Origin of the sequence: Rhizobium terrae (assembly GCF_003425685.1) — a bacterium.
In the GTDB taxonomy this organism is placed as follows: Bacteria; Pseudomonadota; Alphaproteobacteria; order Rhizobiales; family Rhizobiaceae; genus Neorhizobium; species Neorhizobium terrae.
Genome location: NZ_QJKM01000007.1, coordinates 230,600 through 246,170, shown reverse-complemented (window position 1 = coordinate 246,170; position 15,571 = coordinate 230,600). Strand labels below are relative to the sequence as shown.

Genomic DNA, 15,571 nt, shown 5'->3' with positions numbered 1-15,571 from the left:
AATAATTGCAAGACGCGGGCCGAATTAACGGTGTCGCCATTTTCAGCTTTATTTTCACACCAGATAAACTAGGACGATTCCGGCATGACTTTCTGTGTGGGCATTTCATGAAATTCGGAACGAGCGGTCTGCGGGGCCTTGTGACGGACCTTCGGGGCCGGGCGTCTGCGCTTTATACGCAGGCCTTCGCACAGCATCTCATCGAAACCGGCGCGGCAGCGCCGGGAAGCTCCGTTCTGGTCGGCCGTGACTTTCGGTCCTCCAGCCCCGAGATTGCGGCCACCGCGATCGGCGCTCTGAAGCGGGCCGGTCTTTCGCCGATCGACTGCGGTGCGATACCGACCCCGGCATTGGCGCTGTATGGCCTCAACCTTGGGGCCGCCTCGCTGATGGTGACCGGCTCGCATATCCCCGACGACCGCAACGGCATAAAATTCTACCGCCCCGACGGCGAGATCGACAAACGCGACGAAGAACGTATCACCGCGATTGCCGAGGCGCTCGACAAGACGGAGATCGACTTCGCGCCCGGCGAGGCACCCGACCAGTCGGCCGAAGCGGAGGCCCTGTTCCTCACCCGCAATGCCGCATTGCTGCCGGCGGGCGCACTCTCGCAGATCAGGATCGGCGTCTACCAGCACTCGACCGTCGCCCGGGACATCTTCGTGGACGTGCTGAAGGGTCATGGCGCCGAAGTCATCGTGCTCGGTCGCTCGGATCATTTCATCCCCGTCGATACGGAGGCGGTTTCCGCCGAGACTATCGCTCTTCTCAAAAGCTGGGCGCGCGAACACCGGCTCGATGCGATCGTCTCGGCCGACGGCGACGGCGACAGGCCGCTGGTTGCCGACGAGACGGGAGAACCGATGCGCGGCGACCTTCTCGGCCTGATCGCCGCGCAATTTCTGGGCGCCCAGGTGCTGGTGACGCCGGTAACCTCCAATTCGGGGATCGAGAAGGCTGGCGATTTTACGGTCGTCCGCACTAGGGTGGGCTCGCCCTTCGTGATCGCCAGCATGTTGGCCGCCCTGAACGCCGGACAGGCGGGCGTAATGGGGTTCGAGGCAAATGGCGGGCTTTTGACCGGTTCGGAATTCACGGTGGCGGGCGGCAGGCTCGATCCGCTGCCGACCCGCGACAGCTTTCTGCCGGTGCTGGCCGTGCTGTCGCTTGCAGCCTCGACAAAGAAGCCGCTGTCCGAGATTGCCGCCTCCTTCCGCCTTCCCTTTGCCGCTGCCGATCGGCTGGAGAATTTTCCTATCGAAACGAGTGCCGCACTAATGGCGCATCTGCGCCAATCGGACGACAATCTCGCGACCTTCCTGGCGCCTATTTCGCGGGTTGCGGCCAAGAGCGATATCGACGGGCTGCGGGTGACTTTGGCAGACGGGCGGATCGTGCATTTCCGTCCCTCCGGCAATGCGCCGGAAATGCGTTGTTATGTGGAAGCGAGAGGCGAGGACGAGGCAAGAGCCCTGCTCGACCAGGGCCTCGGCCTCATCCGCGCATGGGCATCGAACCGGCCGTGTTAATTCGCGCCGACAAGGAATGAGCTGGAGATATGGAATTGAAGAGCAAGATCATCCCCGTCATCATGGCCGGCGGCAAGGGCACCCGGCTCTGGCCACTATCGCGCGCCACTGCCCCCAAACAGTTCATCCAGTTCGTCGGTGACCGCACCCTCTTCCAGGCGACCCTTTCCAGGGTTGCCGATGAGGCGCTTTACGAAGCGCCCGTCGTCATTACCAACGAGGACTTCCGCTTTCTCGTCGCCGAGCAGGCGCGCGAACTGGGCATCCAGCTTTCCGGCATCCTGCTCGAACCCGTCGCCCGCAACACCGCGCCGGCGGTGGCCGTGGCGGCCGCGTTCGTCGCGGACCGGTTCGGCGAAGACGCCGTCCTCCAGATACTCGCCTCGGACCATGAAATCATTGCCGATGCCGGCTATTTCGCCGCCATCGAGACCGCCGCCAGGACCGCTCTTTCCGGCAAGCTCGTCACCTTCGGCATCACGCCGACGGAACCCGCCACCGGCTACGGTTATATCGAGATCGGCGACAAGCTGAAGACCGGCGCCCATGCGGTGAAGCGTTTCGTCGAGAAACCGGCGCTGCCGGAAGCCGAAAGAATGCTGGCAGCCGGCGGATTTGCGTGGAACTCCGGCATCTTCATGTTCCAGGCCGGCCATGTCCTGAGCGAGATGGCGACCTTCGCACCCGACGTCGAGAAAGCTGCCCGCGCCGCGCTCGCCAAGGCGTCCGGCGATCTCGACTTCATCCGCCTCGATGCGGAGGCCTTCGGCGCCAGCCCGGACATCTCGGTCGATTATGCGATCATGGAGAAGACCTCCAATGCGGCGGTCGTACCCTCCTCCTTCACCTGGTCCGACCTCGGCAGCTGGGATGCGGTCTGGAAGCTCGGCGCCCGAGACGAGGCCGGCAATGTCGCCTCTGGCAACGCGACACTGATCAACACGAAGAACTCGCTCGTCATGTCGCGCACCAGCCATCTCGCCGTGCAGGGACTGGAGGGCGTCGCAGTGATCGCCAGCGAGGACGCCGTCTATGTCGGCCGGCTGGACGACAGCCAGAATGTCGGCAAGCTGGTCAAGCATCTCGCCGCCGCCAAGGCGACCGCGGCGCTGACCGAGACGCATCCGACCTCCTATCGCCCCTGGGGCGGCTACACCTCGATCCTCAACGGCGACCGCTTCCAGGTGAAGCGGCTGTTCGTGACGCCGGGCAAGAAGCTGTCGCTGCAAAAGCACCATCACCGCTCCGAGCACTGGATCTGCGTCAAGGGCACGGCGGAAGTGACGGTCGGCGATCAGGTGAAGATCGTTCGGGAAAACGAGTCCGTCTATATTCCGCAGGGCGAAGTGCATCGCCTCGCCAATCCGGGAAAGATCGTCCTCGAGATGATCGAGGTGCAGACCGGCTCCTATCTCGGCGAAGACGACATCATCCGCATCGTCGACGAATTCGGCAGGGGCTGAGGTCCGCGCACTATGCGGGCTTTGCCATCGGCACGGGCGATCAGTCGATTTCGTGCCGGTGATCCAGATACCATTGGACGAAGGCGCCGACGCCTTCATCGAGGCCCGTCTCCGGCTTGCGGCCGGTCAGCGCGACGAGAAGATCGGGGCTTGCGAAGGTTCTCGGGACGTCGCCCTTCTGCATCGGCAGCATCTTGCGTTTGGCCGGCCTGCCCATGATCCGCTCGATGGTCTCGACAAAATCGAGTAGTCCCGCAGGCTGGCCGCCGCCGATATTCACGACCCGGAACGGTGCCTGGTGCGAGAGCGTATCGACGTCGGCAACCCGGTTGTCCTCCCCCGGCAGGATACGAGAGAGGTCGATGATCGAATCCACGAGGTCATCGATATAGGTGAAGTCGCGGCTCATCTTGCCTTCGCCGTAGATCTCGATCTCGCGATCCTCAATCATCGCCTTGACGAACTTGAACAACGCCATATCCGGCCGGCCCCACGGGCCGTAGACGGTGAAGAAGCGGAATGCCGTCACCGGCAGCTTGTAGAGATGCGCATAGGAATGCGCCATCAGTTCCATGCTCCTCTTGGTCGCCGCGTAGAAGGTCAGCGGCTCGTCGGCCCGATCGGTCTCCCGGAAGGGAACGTCGGGATTGGCGCCGTAGACGGATGAGGTGGAGGCGAGCATCAGATGGCCCACCGCATGGGCGCGGGCGATCTCCAGGATGTTCCAGGAACCGACCAGGTTGGAATCGAGATAGGCCTTCGGGTTTTCGAGGCTGTAGCGGACGCCCGCCTGGGCGGCGAGGTGGATCAGGACATCCGGGCGGAAACCTGCAATAGCTTCTTCCAGCAGGGATTTCTCCTCCAGCATGCCGATGACCGGGCGGAAGGCAGGAAACTGCGCGAGCGCCGCATGGCGCGCTTCCTTGAGGCGCAGGCTGTAATAGGGCGTCATGCCGTCGAAGCCAAGAACCTCGTGACCATCCTCCAAAAGACGCCTCGCCAGATGGAAACCGATGAAGCCTGCCGTTCCGGTAATGAAATAACGCATGTCTGGACCCGTTCTCGCCTTAGGCCGATTTTCGCGGCACCGCATGCCATTAACGCGTCATCGGCATATTGGACAGCGATTTCGGGATGATCCGGGGCGGATTTTCAGTGAAAAAGCCGCAGTCTCGCGGGCGGCGTCCCCTGCCGACCGTTCTTGCGGTCGACGGCGAACTGGATGAGGTCCATGGAAGCCTGGTCGGTAAGCGGCTTCGCCATAACGCCGAGCACACCGGAGACGCCGGATGCCACAAGGCCCGGGTTACCGGTGATCATGATCACAACGATGCCGTATTCCGCGAGCGCCTTGGCGATCTCCGGACCCGTCTCGCCATCGGCAAGGCGCACATCCACGAAGGCGATGTCGGTATCGCGGGTATAGTTCAGCGCGACGGTCATGTCGGGGGCGATGCCGACCACGTCATGACCGCTGCGGTGGACGGCATCTTCTATATCCATTGCCACCAGCAGGCTGTCTTCGACGATCAGGAAACGATATTCCACGGGCTCCATCCTCCAGATCCAAGATGCAAATAGATTCGCTTCGTCGCTTGGCAATAGGATCCCGCGGATCGATCGATCATTTTTTGATGCGACCCCATCAGCTTGATGATGCAACCCGCGGCATCCGGACGGGGCGGTGGGCAAGAACGGTGTCCACAAAATATTCGAGGACCGCATTAAAAGGTTCCGGCCTTTCCCGGAACACGGCGTGGCCGGCGCCGTCGACGAACTCGACATGGCAATTGCGGGAAGGATCCTCAAATCCAGCAATGTAGCTCCGGCGGATGAAGGGATCCTCGACGCCGTTCACGAGGAAGACCGGTACCTCCGCATCCAGAACGGCGCGGCGCTGGTTGTGGCCGTCGCCGCGCATCAGGCTCTGCGAAAAGACCGCCCGAAGCCGCCCGTCGGCGCGCAGGACCGCGTTGTGGATATCCGGGGTGGTACCGTGGTGTCCGAAACAATTATGTTCGAAGCGCTCCACATCGCGTTGCGACCAGTTCGGTTTCGACGCCAGCATGAGGTCGAAGGACGGCTGGAAGCCGCGCAGCATGCCGATGAGCCCCGGCGGAACCGGCGGCGCGCCGGCAACCAGAATTCCCTCGACCGCCCGGCTGCGGGCGAGCATTTCGATGGCAAGGTGCCCGCCGAGCGACCAGCCGAAAACGGCCAGCCGATGAATGCCAAGCTTGCCGAGAACCTCTTCGATCGTGTCGACGAGGCCGATCAGCGTGTAGGCGGTGTCGGGATCCGGCGCATCGTCCGACTCCCCGTGACCGGGCAGATCGAGCGCCAGGATACGGGTCTTTTCCAGGAGCCGAGGACGGCACTGCCGTTCGAACACCTTCCGAGATGTTGCCGAACCATGCAGGAAAAGGAGAGGCAGGCCCTGTCCCTCAGTGTCGCTGACGCGGATGCGGCCGTTCCGGGTATCGATTCTTCGTTCGGTCGCCTTCACTCTGCCGCCCCTGTTCCATCGGCTCTTGTTGGCAGAAGCCTGAGCCTCTTTCGCCAAGAATCCCTTAAATGCGGGCTTTACGCGCGCGTTGTCTTGAAACACGATGAACGGAGCGTTAGTTCTGCCGCTCGGGGAGGATGAAGAACGATGCAAGCCACACTCGACGCGACTATCTCCATCGTCAGCCTGACGATCATCGGCTTTTACACCTGGTCGCTGAAGAACCACTTCAATTCGCAGAAAATGACGTGGGAAGCGCGGTTGATCTCGCTCGGCGTCATCCTCACGGCGGCACTTTTTCTCTATCTGCACTGGACGCGGCCGCAGGTGCTCTGGGCACAGATCGTCGGCCTTGCCGTGGAGATCGCCGCAGCCATCCTCTTCTGGTGGGCGATATGGGCCTCCCGCCAGGCGCGGCTCCGCTTCGCCTTCGATCCCGCCCTGCCGCATGGCATCGTCTCCGCTGGACCCTATCGTTATCTCAGGCACCCGTTCTACAGTTCCTATCTGCTGTTCTGGTCCGGCTGGGCGCTCGCCTCCTGGTCCATCTGGTCGGCGCTGCCGGTGATCTTCTTCGCCACCGCCTATGTGATGGCGGCCAGGAAGGAGGAACGCAATTTCGAGGCTTCGCCGCTGGCGAACGAATACCGTCAATACAAGCGCAGGACAGGGTTCTTTATGCCTCGCATAAGTCAGGACTGAAGCCTTCGGAACCTTTCGCATTGAGGGTGGTTCCGTTGTATTTTGCCCGGAAGGCCAAGCTCCCCGGACGTTTCAGGCGCTTACGAAAGGTGACCCGGAAGGGGGAACCATTAGAAATGCAAGAGGTTATCCGTTCGGAAGTCCAACGAAGGGAGAAGACCCATGAAAAAGATCATCCTTGCTTCCTGCGCCATTCTCGCCGCTTCCCTCGCCACCCAGGCCGGCGCGCAGCAAGGCACCGTCAACGGTGCCGCCGGCGGTGCCGTGACCGGCGCGATCGTCGGCGGCCCGGTTGGGGCCGCGGTCGGTGGCGTGGCCGGTGCGATCGCCGGCACCGCGATCGATCCGCCGCCGCGCGAAGTCGTCACCTATGTGGAAGAACAGCCGGCCCCGACCACGGCAGTTACCGTCGAGGAGCCGATCGTCGTCGGCAAGCCGATCCCGCAGAGCGTCGTAGTGACCCCGGTGCCGAGCAATCCGAAATACGCTTATACGGTGGTCAACAATCAGCGTGTGATCGTCGATCCGCGGACCCACACCGTCGTTCAGGTCATTCAGTAAGATACCTGCACCAATTCGGGAAGTGGGGCCCCGCCATATCGGCGGGGCCTTCCTGTTTGCGGAATTCCTTCAGATCAAACGAGAACGGCCTGATCGATCCGGTCCTCCCGGCCGAAGAACTTCAGATACCGCTCCACCTCGGCCGGATCGCCGGTCGCCTTGCGGGGGTTGTCCGAAAGTTTGACCGCCGGGCGGCCGTTCGCTTCGCTCACCTTGCAGACGATCGAGATCGGCATCAGCCCGGCGATCTCGCGCGGTGCGCAGCCGGCAAAGTCGTTGGTAAGGTTGGTGCCCCAGCCGAAACTCATGCGCACGCGGCCTTCGAAATGTTTATAGGTATCGATGATCGCATCGACGTCGAGCCCGTCGGAGAAGATCAGCAGCTTGCTCTTCGGGTCGCGGCCCATCTTTTTCCACCAGTCGATGATCTTTTCACCGCCCTCGATCGGCGGTGCGCTGTCCGGCCTGAAACCGGTCCAGTCCGCCACCCAGTCCGGGGCGTCGCGCAGGAAGGCGGCCGTCCCGAAAGCATCCGGCAGGACGATCAGCAGGTTGCCGTGGTAGAGGCGGTTCCAGTCCTTCAGCACCTCGTAGGGGGCGGCGCGAAGCTCCTCGTCTGTATCGGCAAGCGCTGCGGCGACCATCGGCAGTTCATGGGCATTGGTGCCGACGGCTTCGAGATCGGAATCCATGGCGAGCAGTACGTTGCTGGTACCGGTGAAGGCCGGACCGATGCCTTCCTTCAACGCTTCGACGCACCAGCGCTGCCACAGGAACGAGTGCCGTCGGCGGGTGCCGAAATCGGAAATACGCAGGCCCGGAAGGGTGCGCAGCCGCTCCACCTTCTCCCACATCTTGGCCTTGGCGCGGGCATAGAGCACGTCCAGCGTGAAGAAGCCGAGCGAACGCATGGCGGATCGGGAACGCAGCTCGTTGATGATCGCAAGCGCCGGGATTTCCCACAACGTCGTCTCCATCCACTTACCGTGGAAGGTCAACTCGTACTGCCCGTTATGCTTGGAAAGCTCGTATTCCGGCAATTTATAGGTGGAAAGCCAGTTCAGGAATTCCGGCTCGAAGATCTGCTTGCGGCCGTAGAACGTGTTACCCGCAAGCCAGATCATCTCCTTCTTGGAAAGGCCGACAGTACGGGCGTGGTCGAGCTGCTCGCGCAGCGCCCCCTCATCGATCTCCTCGGCGAGCTTCACGCTCGTCGTGCGGTTGATGAGCGAGAAGGTCGCTTCGACATTCGGATAGAGCTTCCAGATCATCTGCAGCATCAGGAGCTTGTAGAAATCCGTATCGATCAGACTGCGGATGATCGGGTCGAGCTTCCAGGTGTGATTGTAGACCCTGGTTGCAATATCGGTCTTGGTCATGCCCTGCCCCTGCCCGATCCCGGAAGGACCGGCTCTGCCGAATGAGATGAACTCGGAGGCAACGGCCGAACAACCTCCGGGCAGTTTTATCGAAAAAAATGCAACGGAAGTCCAGAACGCAATTCGGCCGCGGCGGACCCGCGACCGAATGAGGCATCCCGAAAGACGCGATTTGTATATTGCCGGACCGCCAATCCCCGGAGTGTCAATTTCCCGACTGGGAATTCGTCGCCGGCGGCGTAGCCGCAGGCGGAGTTGCCGGATTGGCAGTCGGTGCCGCATCGGGATTGGCAGGCGTCGTACTGCCTGCGGGCGGGGTCGCGGTCTGCTCTGCCGGCGGGTCGGTGGCTTCGCCCCACCATTCGGCGGCACCCCAGGCGATGAACGCAAGCACAAGTCCGGCAATCAGCACCCTGAGGACCGGGGCTCCCCAACGGCCCTGGCGCGCTTCCGTCGCGGTCTCCACCACCGGCGGAGAGCCGGTCGGATCGGGATGATGGTTTCCGGCCTCCTTGGGATCGAAACGGGTATTCATGATTTCGCTCCTTGTTCGGGCCGGACACCCCGGCTCCTGAACAACAAACGGCCTGAAGATGCGAATGTTCCGTGTGCCCGGCTCAGTAGCCGGCCTTGCGATCGACGACGTGCTTCAGCGACTGGCCGGCCTCATAGTCTAGAATCTGGGCATCCGCATTGCGGAACAGGGCCCGCACATCGGATGCGGATGCGGCATGCGGGGTGATGATGACGTTCTCCATGTCCCAGAGAGGACTTGTCGCCGGCAGCGGTTCCTGTTCAAAGACATCGAGTGAGGCCCCTCCGAGGACACCGCTCTCCAGTGCCGCGATCAGATCCGCCTCAACCTGGCTGCCGCCGCGGCCGGCATTGATGAAGACCGGACGGCCGAGCGCGCCGCCCTGGCGAAGTCTGGAGAACAGCGCGGCGTCATAGAGGCCGCGCGTATCCGGGGTCAGCGGCAGCAGGCCGACGAGAATGTCCGTCCTGGCGAGAAATGCATCGAGCTGGCCTTCGTCGAAGGTCTCGACGCCATCGACCGTCTTCCTGCTGCGCGACCAGCCGATGACGTCGAAGCCCATCATCTTCAGCTTGTTCACGGAGTCCATGCCGAGCACGCCGAGGCCCATGACGCCGACCGTGAGGTCCTTGGCTTCGGGCTGGGGAAGTTCGCGCCATTCATGATCGCGCTGCTGTTTCAAATAGGCCGGCACCTGCCTGAGGTGGCTCAGCGCCTGCAGCACCACCCATTCGCTCATCCGCGTCGTCAGGCTTTGATCGACGAAACGCACGATCGGGATATCGGGAAGACCGGCCATGGCGAGGATATAGTCGACGCCGGCGCCGCCCGAAAACAGGACCTTCAGGTTCGGCGCGCGCTGGAAAAGGCTTGGATCCGGCTTCCAGATCACGGCGTAACGGGCTTCGGAAAGATCGGAGGCGGGATCGGAGGCGTGGAGCACGGTGCGGCCGGCAAAGGCATCGGCGAGTGCGGCATCCACCTCGCTGCGCTCGAACTTGAGATCGATGACGACCGGGCTTTTGACAGACATAACGGACCTTCCGGGATTACTGATTGATGGCGGCGGTTTCGACCGCTTCGAGATTGAAGGCGGCGGCCATCAACGCGCGGGTATAGGCCTCTCTCGGCGCGCGGAAAATCTGTTCGGCCGGACCTTCCTCCATCACCTTGCCGAGACGCATGACGATGACGTGGTTGGCCAGCGCCTTCACCACCTTGAGGTCGTGGCTGATGAAGAGATAAGCGAGATCGTGCTTCTTCTGCAGGTCGCGCAGCAGATCGACCACCTGGGCCTGCACGGTCATGTCGAGAGCGGAAGTCGGCTCGTCCAGCATCACGAAACGCGGCTTGAGCACCATGGCGCGGGCGATCGCGATACGCTGCCGCTGGCCGCCGGAAAACTCGTGCGGATAACGCCAGCGGGTTGCCGGGTCCAACCCCACTTCCTCAAGTGCCCAGGCGACGCGCTCGTCCCGTTCGTCTGCCGAAAGCGAGCGCTCATGGACCTTGAGGCCCTCGGCGATGATGTCGCCGACCGGCATACGAGGGCTGAGCGACCCGTATGGGTCCTGGAAAACGACCTGCAGCCGGTCGCGGAACGGCCGCATCTGCTTGAAGGAGAATTTGCCGATATCGTTGCCGATGAAGGCGATGCGGCCTTCGGACGAGATGAGCCGGGCAAGCGCCAGCCCGAGCGTCGTCTTACCGGAGCCGGACTCACCGACCACGCCGAGCGTCTCGCCGGCACGCAGCGTCAGGTCGACGCCATCCACGGCCTTGACGTGGTCGACGACCCGCCGCAGGAACCCTGCCTTGATCGGGAACCAGACGCGGATGTCCCTGCCTTCCATGACCACGGGCTTCGACGGATCGGCGACCGGCGGCTCGCCGCGCGGTTCGGAAGCCAGCAGGTGGCGGGTGTAGGCGTGCTGCGGATTGGCGAAAACATCCTCGACCTTGCCGGTCTCGACGATCTTGCCCTTGGTCATGACGCAGACGCGATCGGCAAATTTGCGGACGATGCCGAGGTCGTGGGTGATGAACAGCATGGACATGCCGTGCTCGCCCTTGAGGCTGCGCAGAAGCTCCAGGATCTGCGCCTGGACAGTCACGTCGAGCGCGGTCGTCGGCTCGTCGGCGATCAGGAGCTTCGGTCGGTTGGCGAGCGCCATGGCGATCATCACGCGCTGCCTTTGGCCTCCGGAGAGTTCGTGCGGATAGGCCTTCAGGCGCTTTTCGGGTTCACGGATGCCCACCTGGTTCAAGAGCTCCAGGGTGCGGGTCCGCGCCGCCTCGCCGACCACGTCCTGATGCAGTTCGAGAATCTCGCCGATCTGCTTTTCGATCGTGTGGAGAGGGTTGAGCGAGGTCATCGGCTCCTGGAAGATCATCGTGATGTCGTTGCCGCGCACGTGGCGCAGTTCCGCTTCCGGAGCGTTCATCAGGCTCTTGCCGTCGAACAGGATCTCGCCGCTCGGATGGCTCGCCGCCGGATAGGGCAGAAGCCTGAGGATCGAATTCGCCGTCACCGATTTGCCGGAGCCGGATTCACCGACCAGCGCGACCACCTCGCCCGGATGCACCTCGAAGGAGACCTTGTCGACCGCAAGCGTGGCATCGCCACCCTGGCGGAAGGCGACGGACAGGTTCCGGACGGAAAGAAGCGGTTCTGTCATCCGAACGTCTTTCTGGGGTCGAAGGCATCGCGCACCGCCTCGCCGATGAAGATCAGGAGCGACAGCATGATCGACATGGTGAAGAAGGCGGTGAAACCGAGCCACGGCGCCTGAAGATTATTCTTGCCCTGCTGGATCATTTCGCCGAGCGAGGGCGAGCCGGGCGGCATGCCGAAGCCCAGGAAGTCGAGCGACGTGAGGGTCGCGATCGACCCCGACAGGATGAACGGCAGGAAGGTCAGCGTCGCCACCATCGCGTTCGGCAGGAGGTGCCTGTACATGATCGTCCAGTTGCCGACACCGAGCGCGCGGGCCGCCCGCACATATTCGAAATTGCGGGCGCGGAGGAATTCCGCGCGCACCACGCCGACGAAGCCGGTCCATGAGAAGAGCAACATGATGCCGAGCAGAACGAAGAAACCCGGCGGCAGGATCGCCGCGATGATCAGCAGGATATATAGAACCGGCATGGAGGACCAGATTTCGATGAACCGCTGCAGGAGCAGGTCCGTCCAGCCGCCGAAATAACCCTGCACGGCGCCGGCCGTGACGCCGATGATGGCCGAGCAAACGGTCAGTGCAAGCCCAAAGAGCACCGAAACGCGGAAACCGTAGATCATGCGGGCAGTGACGTCGCGCGCCTGGTCGTCGGTGCCGAGCCAGTTGAGGTTGCCGAGCACGCAGTTCGGATCCTGATCCTTCTGCGGATAGGCGGCGCAACGGTCTTCGGCCTTCATCAGCCAGAAGGGCTCGGTCGGGGCCGAATGGGGGATGTTGGAATTGACCGTCTGGTAGGAATAGCGGATCGGCGGCCAGATCATCCAGCCGTTCGCCTCTATCTCCTGTTGGATATAGTCGGAGCGGTAGTCGGTGGTCGCCAGGAAACCGCCGAACTTCTCCTCCGGATAGTCGATGAAGACGGGGGAGAGGATCTCGCCCTTGTAGGAGGCGACGATCGGCCGGTCGTTGGCGATGAATTCCGCAAGCACACTGAGCACGAAGAGGATCATGAAAATCCAGAAGGACCAGTAACCGCGCTTGTTGGCGCGGAAATTGGCGAGGCGCCGCTTGTTGGTCGGCGAAATCCAGGGCCGCTTCTGCGGCGGCGCCACCTGAGGCATGGTCTTGGCGGTGGACGCTTCCATCAGACGTCCCTCCGCTCGAAATCGATCCGCGGATCGATCCAGGTGTAGATCAGGTCGGAGATCAGGCCGACGATCAGGCCCATCAGCGAGAAGATGTAGAGCGTGCCGAAGACGATCGGATAGTCGCGGTTGACAACGGCGAGATAACCGAGGCGGCCCAAACCATCCAGCGAGAAGATGTTCTCGATCAACAGCGAGCCGGTGAAGAAGGCGGAGATGAAGGCGCCCGGAAAGCCGGCGATGACGATCAGCATGGCGTTGCGGAAGACGTGGCCGTAAAGCACCTGCCGCTCGTTGAGCCCCTTGGCGCGCGCCGTCGTCACATATTGCTTCTTGATCTCGTCGATGAAGGAATTTTTGGTCAAGAGCGTCGTCGTGGCGAAGGCGGAGAGCGACATGGCGATCAACGGCAGGGTGAGATGCCAGAAATAGTCGATAATCTTCTCCCACCAGGAGAGTTCCGCGAAATTGTCGGAGACCAGGCCGCGCAGCGGGAACCAATCGAAGAAGGAGCCGCCGGCGAAAAGCACGATCAGGAGGATGCCGAACAGGAAGCTCGGCACTGCGTAACCGATGATGATGACGCCCGAGGTCCAGACGTCGAAGCTCGAGCCGTCCTTGACTGCCTTGCGGATCCCGAGCGGAATCGAGATCACGTAGGAGACGATCAGGATCCAGAAGCCGAGCGAGATGGAGACTGGCATCTTGTCGATGATCAGATCGAGCACCGAGGTGTTGCGGAAGAAGCTCTCGCCGAAATCGAAACGGATGTAGTTCCACATCATGTCGAGGAAGCGCGTCAGCGGCGGCTTGTCGAAACCGAACTGCTGTTCGAGCTTCTTGATGAATTCCGGATCGAGACCTTGGGCGCCGCGGTAACGGCTTTCCTCGCCGCTCCCCTGGACCGCAAGATCGCTGGAACCTCCGGAAAGCCGGTCGCCGGTATCCTGGCCCTGGATTTGGGCGATCACCTGCTCGACTGGCCCGCCGGGGGCGAATTGCACGACGAGGAACGAAATTCCCATGATGCCGACGATGGTCGGTATCATCAGCAGGAGGCGGCGGAGAATATAGGCGCCCATCAGAACTTCCTGCCTTCCGGGCCGGTTTTCGTCTCACCGCATATCCCGATGCCGATCAAATGGCGCTTTCCTCTCTTCTCGGTGCGAATCATATGCACTCATTTGGAACAGGTGGCGGTGCGCGGCGCAAGCCCGCGCTCCACTCCCTCACTTCCCGGCGGTCCTGGCCGACCATATGGTCGGGAAACCGATATCGTATTCCGGCAATCTGGCGGGATGCGTGATGCGGTTCCAATAGGCGATCTTCGCCTCGCCGGAATAGAACATCGGAACGACGTAATGGTTGGCAAGCAGCACGCGGTCCATGGCCTTGACAGCCGCCACCTGGTCCTCCCGGTTCGAAGCAAAGGTGATCATGTCGATCAGCTGATCCACCGCCGGATCGGCGATACCGGCATAGTTGCGCGATCCGGGCCGATTGACGGAAGCCGATCCCCAGTAATCCCCCTGCTCATTGCCGGGGTTCATGGTCTGGGCCCAGATCCCGTATATCATGTCGTAATCGAAGCTGCGGATGCGATTGACGTATTGCGACGCGTCGACCGTCCGGATCCTTGCATCGATGCCGATCTTCTTGAGGCTCGTCACGTAAGGTTGAACGGTACGCTCCTGCGACTGGCTGTTCAGGAGGATTTCGAAGCCCAGGGGCTGCCCGGTCTTGGCGTTGACCATCCGGTTGCCTTTCAGCTCCCAGCCGGCGTCCTTGAGCAGGCCGACGGCTGTCCGCAGATTGTCGCGCACCCTGTTCGGATCACCGCCGACGGGGTTGGTGAACGGGGTGGTGAAGACCCTTGCCGGTACCTTGTCCTTCAATCCGTTGAGGATCTCCAGTTCCTTCCCCTGCGGCAGGCCGGACGAGGCGAGCTCGGTGCCCCAGAAGAAGCTGTTGACGCGCTTCAGCCCCCCATAGGCAAGGTTCTTGTTGAGATCCTCGAAGTCATAGGCATAGTTCAGTGCCTCTCGCACCCGCGCATCCTTGAATATGTCGCGCCGCATGTTCGGCACGAAGGCCTGCATGACGCCGACGGCCCTGAAAGGATTGGTCAGCGCTTCCTTGATCACCCGGCCGTCCTTCACCGCATCGAAATCGTAACGCGTCACCCAGCGGCTCGAACTGTTTTCCTGACGGTAATCGATCGTGCCGGCGCGAAAAGCCTCGAACTCCACGTCGGCATCGGCAAAATAGGTGTAGCTGATGGTGCGGAAATTGTACTGGCCGAGATTGATGGGCAGGTCCTTGCCCCAATAATCGTCGCGCAATTCGTAGCGGATGGTCGAACCCGGCTGGAGGGCGGCAATCTTGTAAGGCCCCGATCCCATCGGCGGTTCGAGCGTGGTGCGGGAAATGTCGCGCTGCTTGCCCTGTGCATCCTTGCCTTCCCACCAATGCTTGGGAAGGACCGGGAAATCGCCGACGATCTGGGGCAGTTCACGATTGTTCTTCTCGTCGAAGCGGAAGGTCACTTCGCGGTCGCCGGTCTTTTCCGCAGCCGTGACGTGGCGATAATAACCGGAATAGAGGGCGCTGTATTCCTTCAGCTTCTCCAGGCTGAAGATCACATCTTCCGGAGTGACCGGCTGGCCGTCCACCCATTTCGCCTCCTGCCTCAGCCTGAAGGTCACCGAAGACATGTCGTCCGGATAGGACACGGCCTCGGCCAGCAGGCCGTAAGTGCCGAAGACCTCGTCCTCCGACCGCTTCATAAGCGAATCGTAGATCATGCCGACACCGGAAGCCACGGCGCCCCGGTCGATCACCGGATTGAGGTTGTCGAACGTGCCTTCGTCGCCGAGGCGCAGTTCGCCTGCCTTCGGCGCGTTCACATCGACATAGGGAAGCTGCTTGAAGTCTTCCGGCAGTTTCAGGTCACCGACGACCGCCATGCCATGCCGCCATTTCGGCTCCTGGGCCGAAGTCACCGCCGCGCCGAGCACCGTCGCCGCAAGGGCAATCGCCAAACCTGCCTTCAGCCGAGCCAAGATCATTC

Annotated in this window: 14 protein-coding genes; 4 read left to right on the top strand and 10 right to left on the bottom strand. The window is 62.1% G+C overall.

Annotated elements, in window-relative coordinates:
* Positions 1-107: 107 nt before the first annotated feature.
* Entirely contained in the window at positions 108-1,532 is a 1,425-nt protein-coding gene (locus DMO26_RS15130) for a phosphomannomutase (RefSeq protein ID WP_117192977.1), read from the top strand.
* A 35-nt stretch (positions 1,533-1,567) separates the two neighbouring features.
* The gene (locus DMO26_RS15125; protein WP_117193113.1) at positions 1,568-2,995 is read left to right on the top strand and encodes a mannose-1-phosphate guanylyltransferase/mannose-6-phosphate isomerase; all 1,428 of its coding nucleotides are present in this window, start codon (positions 1,568-1,570) and stop codon (positions 2,993-2,995) included.
* Positions 2,996-3,035: 40 nt separating this feature from the next.
* Here the strand turns inward: DMO26_RS15125 and DMO26_RS15120 are convergent, their stop codons facing one another.
* The 3 genes from DMO26_RS15120 to DMO26_RS15110 all read right to left on the bottom strand — a co-directional run bounded on the left by DMO26_RS15120 (position 3,036) and on the right by DMO26_RS15110 (position 5,501).
* Positions 3,036-4,043, bottom strand: a complete 1,008-nt coding sequence (locus tag DMO26_RS15120; protein ID WP_117192976.1) for an NAD-dependent epimerase/dehydratase family protein — start codon at positions 4,041-4,043, stop codon at positions 3,036-3,038.
* Between the two features lie 104 nt (positions 4,044-4,147).
* A complete protein-coding gene (locus tag DMO26_RS15115; RefSeq protein WP_264319363.1) occupies positions 4,148-4,543 on the bottom strand; it encodes a response regulator in 396 nt (131 codons plus the stop codon).
* Between the two features lie 97 nt (positions 4,544-4,640).
* Positions 4,641-5,501, bottom strand: coding sequence for an alpha/beta fold hydrolase (locus DMO26_RS15110; protein ID WP_162894911.1), 861 nt, complete (start codon positions 5,499-5,501; stop codon positions 4,641-4,643).
* Positions 5,502-5,648: 147 nt separating this feature from the next.
* Between DMO26_RS15110 and DMO26_RS15105 the strand changes: the two genes are divergently transcribed.
* A complete protein-coding gene (locus tag DMO26_RS15105) occupies positions 5,649-6,203 on the top strand; it encodes a methyltransferase family protein (RefSeq protein WP_117192974.1) in 555 nt (184 codons plus the stop codon).
* A 162-nt stretch (positions 6,204-6,365) separates the two neighbouring features.
* Positions 6,366-6,764 carry a DUF1236 domain-containing protein gene (locus DMO26_RS15100; RefSeq protein WP_117192973.1) on the top strand — a complete coding sequence of 133 codons (399 nt, stop codon included), beginning with the start codon at positions 6,366-6,368 and terminating at the stop codon, positions 6,762-6,764.
* A 74-nt stretch (positions 6,765-6,838) separates the two neighbouring features.
* Here DMO26_RS15100 and pncB read toward each other — a convergent pair whose 3' ends face one another.
* The 7 genes from pncB to DMO26_RS15065 all read right to left on the bottom strand — a co-directional run bounded on the left by pncB (position 6,839) and on the right by DMO26_RS15065 (position 15,569).
* A complete protein-coding gene (pncB, locus tag DMO26_RS15095; RefSeq protein WP_117192972.1) occupies positions 6,839-8,143 on the bottom strand; it encodes a nicotinate phosphoribosyltransferase in 1,305 nt (434 codons plus the stop codon).
* Positions 8,144-8,348: 205 nt separating this feature from the next.
* A complete protein-coding gene (locus DMO26_RS15090; protein ID WP_117192971.1) occupies positions 8,349-8,678 on the bottom strand; it encodes a hypothetical protein in 330 nt (109 codons plus the stop codon).
* A gap of 82 nt (positions 8,679-8,760) precedes the next feature.
* Positions 8,761-9,711, bottom strand: a complete 951-nt coding sequence (locus DMO26_RS15085; RefSeq protein ID WP_117192970.1) for a 2-hydroxyacid dehydrogenase — start codon at positions 9,709-9,711, stop codon at positions 8,761-8,763.
* 16 nt (positions 9,712-9,727) lie between these two features.
* Positions 9,728-11,356: an ABC transporter ATP-binding protein gene (locus DMO26_RS15080; RefSeq protein WP_117192969.1), complete on the bottom strand. Its 1,629-nt coding sequence runs from the start codon at positions 11,354-11,356 to the stop codon at positions 9,728-9,730.
* On the bottom strand, positions 11,353-12,477 hold the full coding sequence (locus DMO26_RS15075) for an ABC transporter permease (protein ID WP_117193111.1): 1,125 nt from the start codon (positions 12,475-12,477) through the stop codon (positions 11,353-11,355). The genes DMO26_RS15080 and DMO26_RS15075 overlap by 4 nt, the downstream gene beginning before the upstream one ends.
* Before the next feature lie 23 nt (positions 12,478-12,500).
* Positions 12,501-13,583, bottom strand: a complete 1,083-nt coding sequence (locus tag DMO26_RS15070; protein WP_117192968.1) for a microcin C ABC transporter permease YejB — start codon at positions 13,581-13,583, stop codon at positions 12,501-12,503.
* A 147-nt stretch (positions 13,584-13,730) separates the two neighbouring features.
* Positions 13,731-15,569: an extracellular solute-binding protein gene (locus DMO26_RS15065; protein ID WP_117192967.1), complete on the bottom strand. Its 1,839-nt coding sequence runs from the start codon at positions 15,567-15,569 to the stop codon at positions 13,731-13,733.
* Positions 15,570-15,571: the final 2 nt, after the last annotated feature.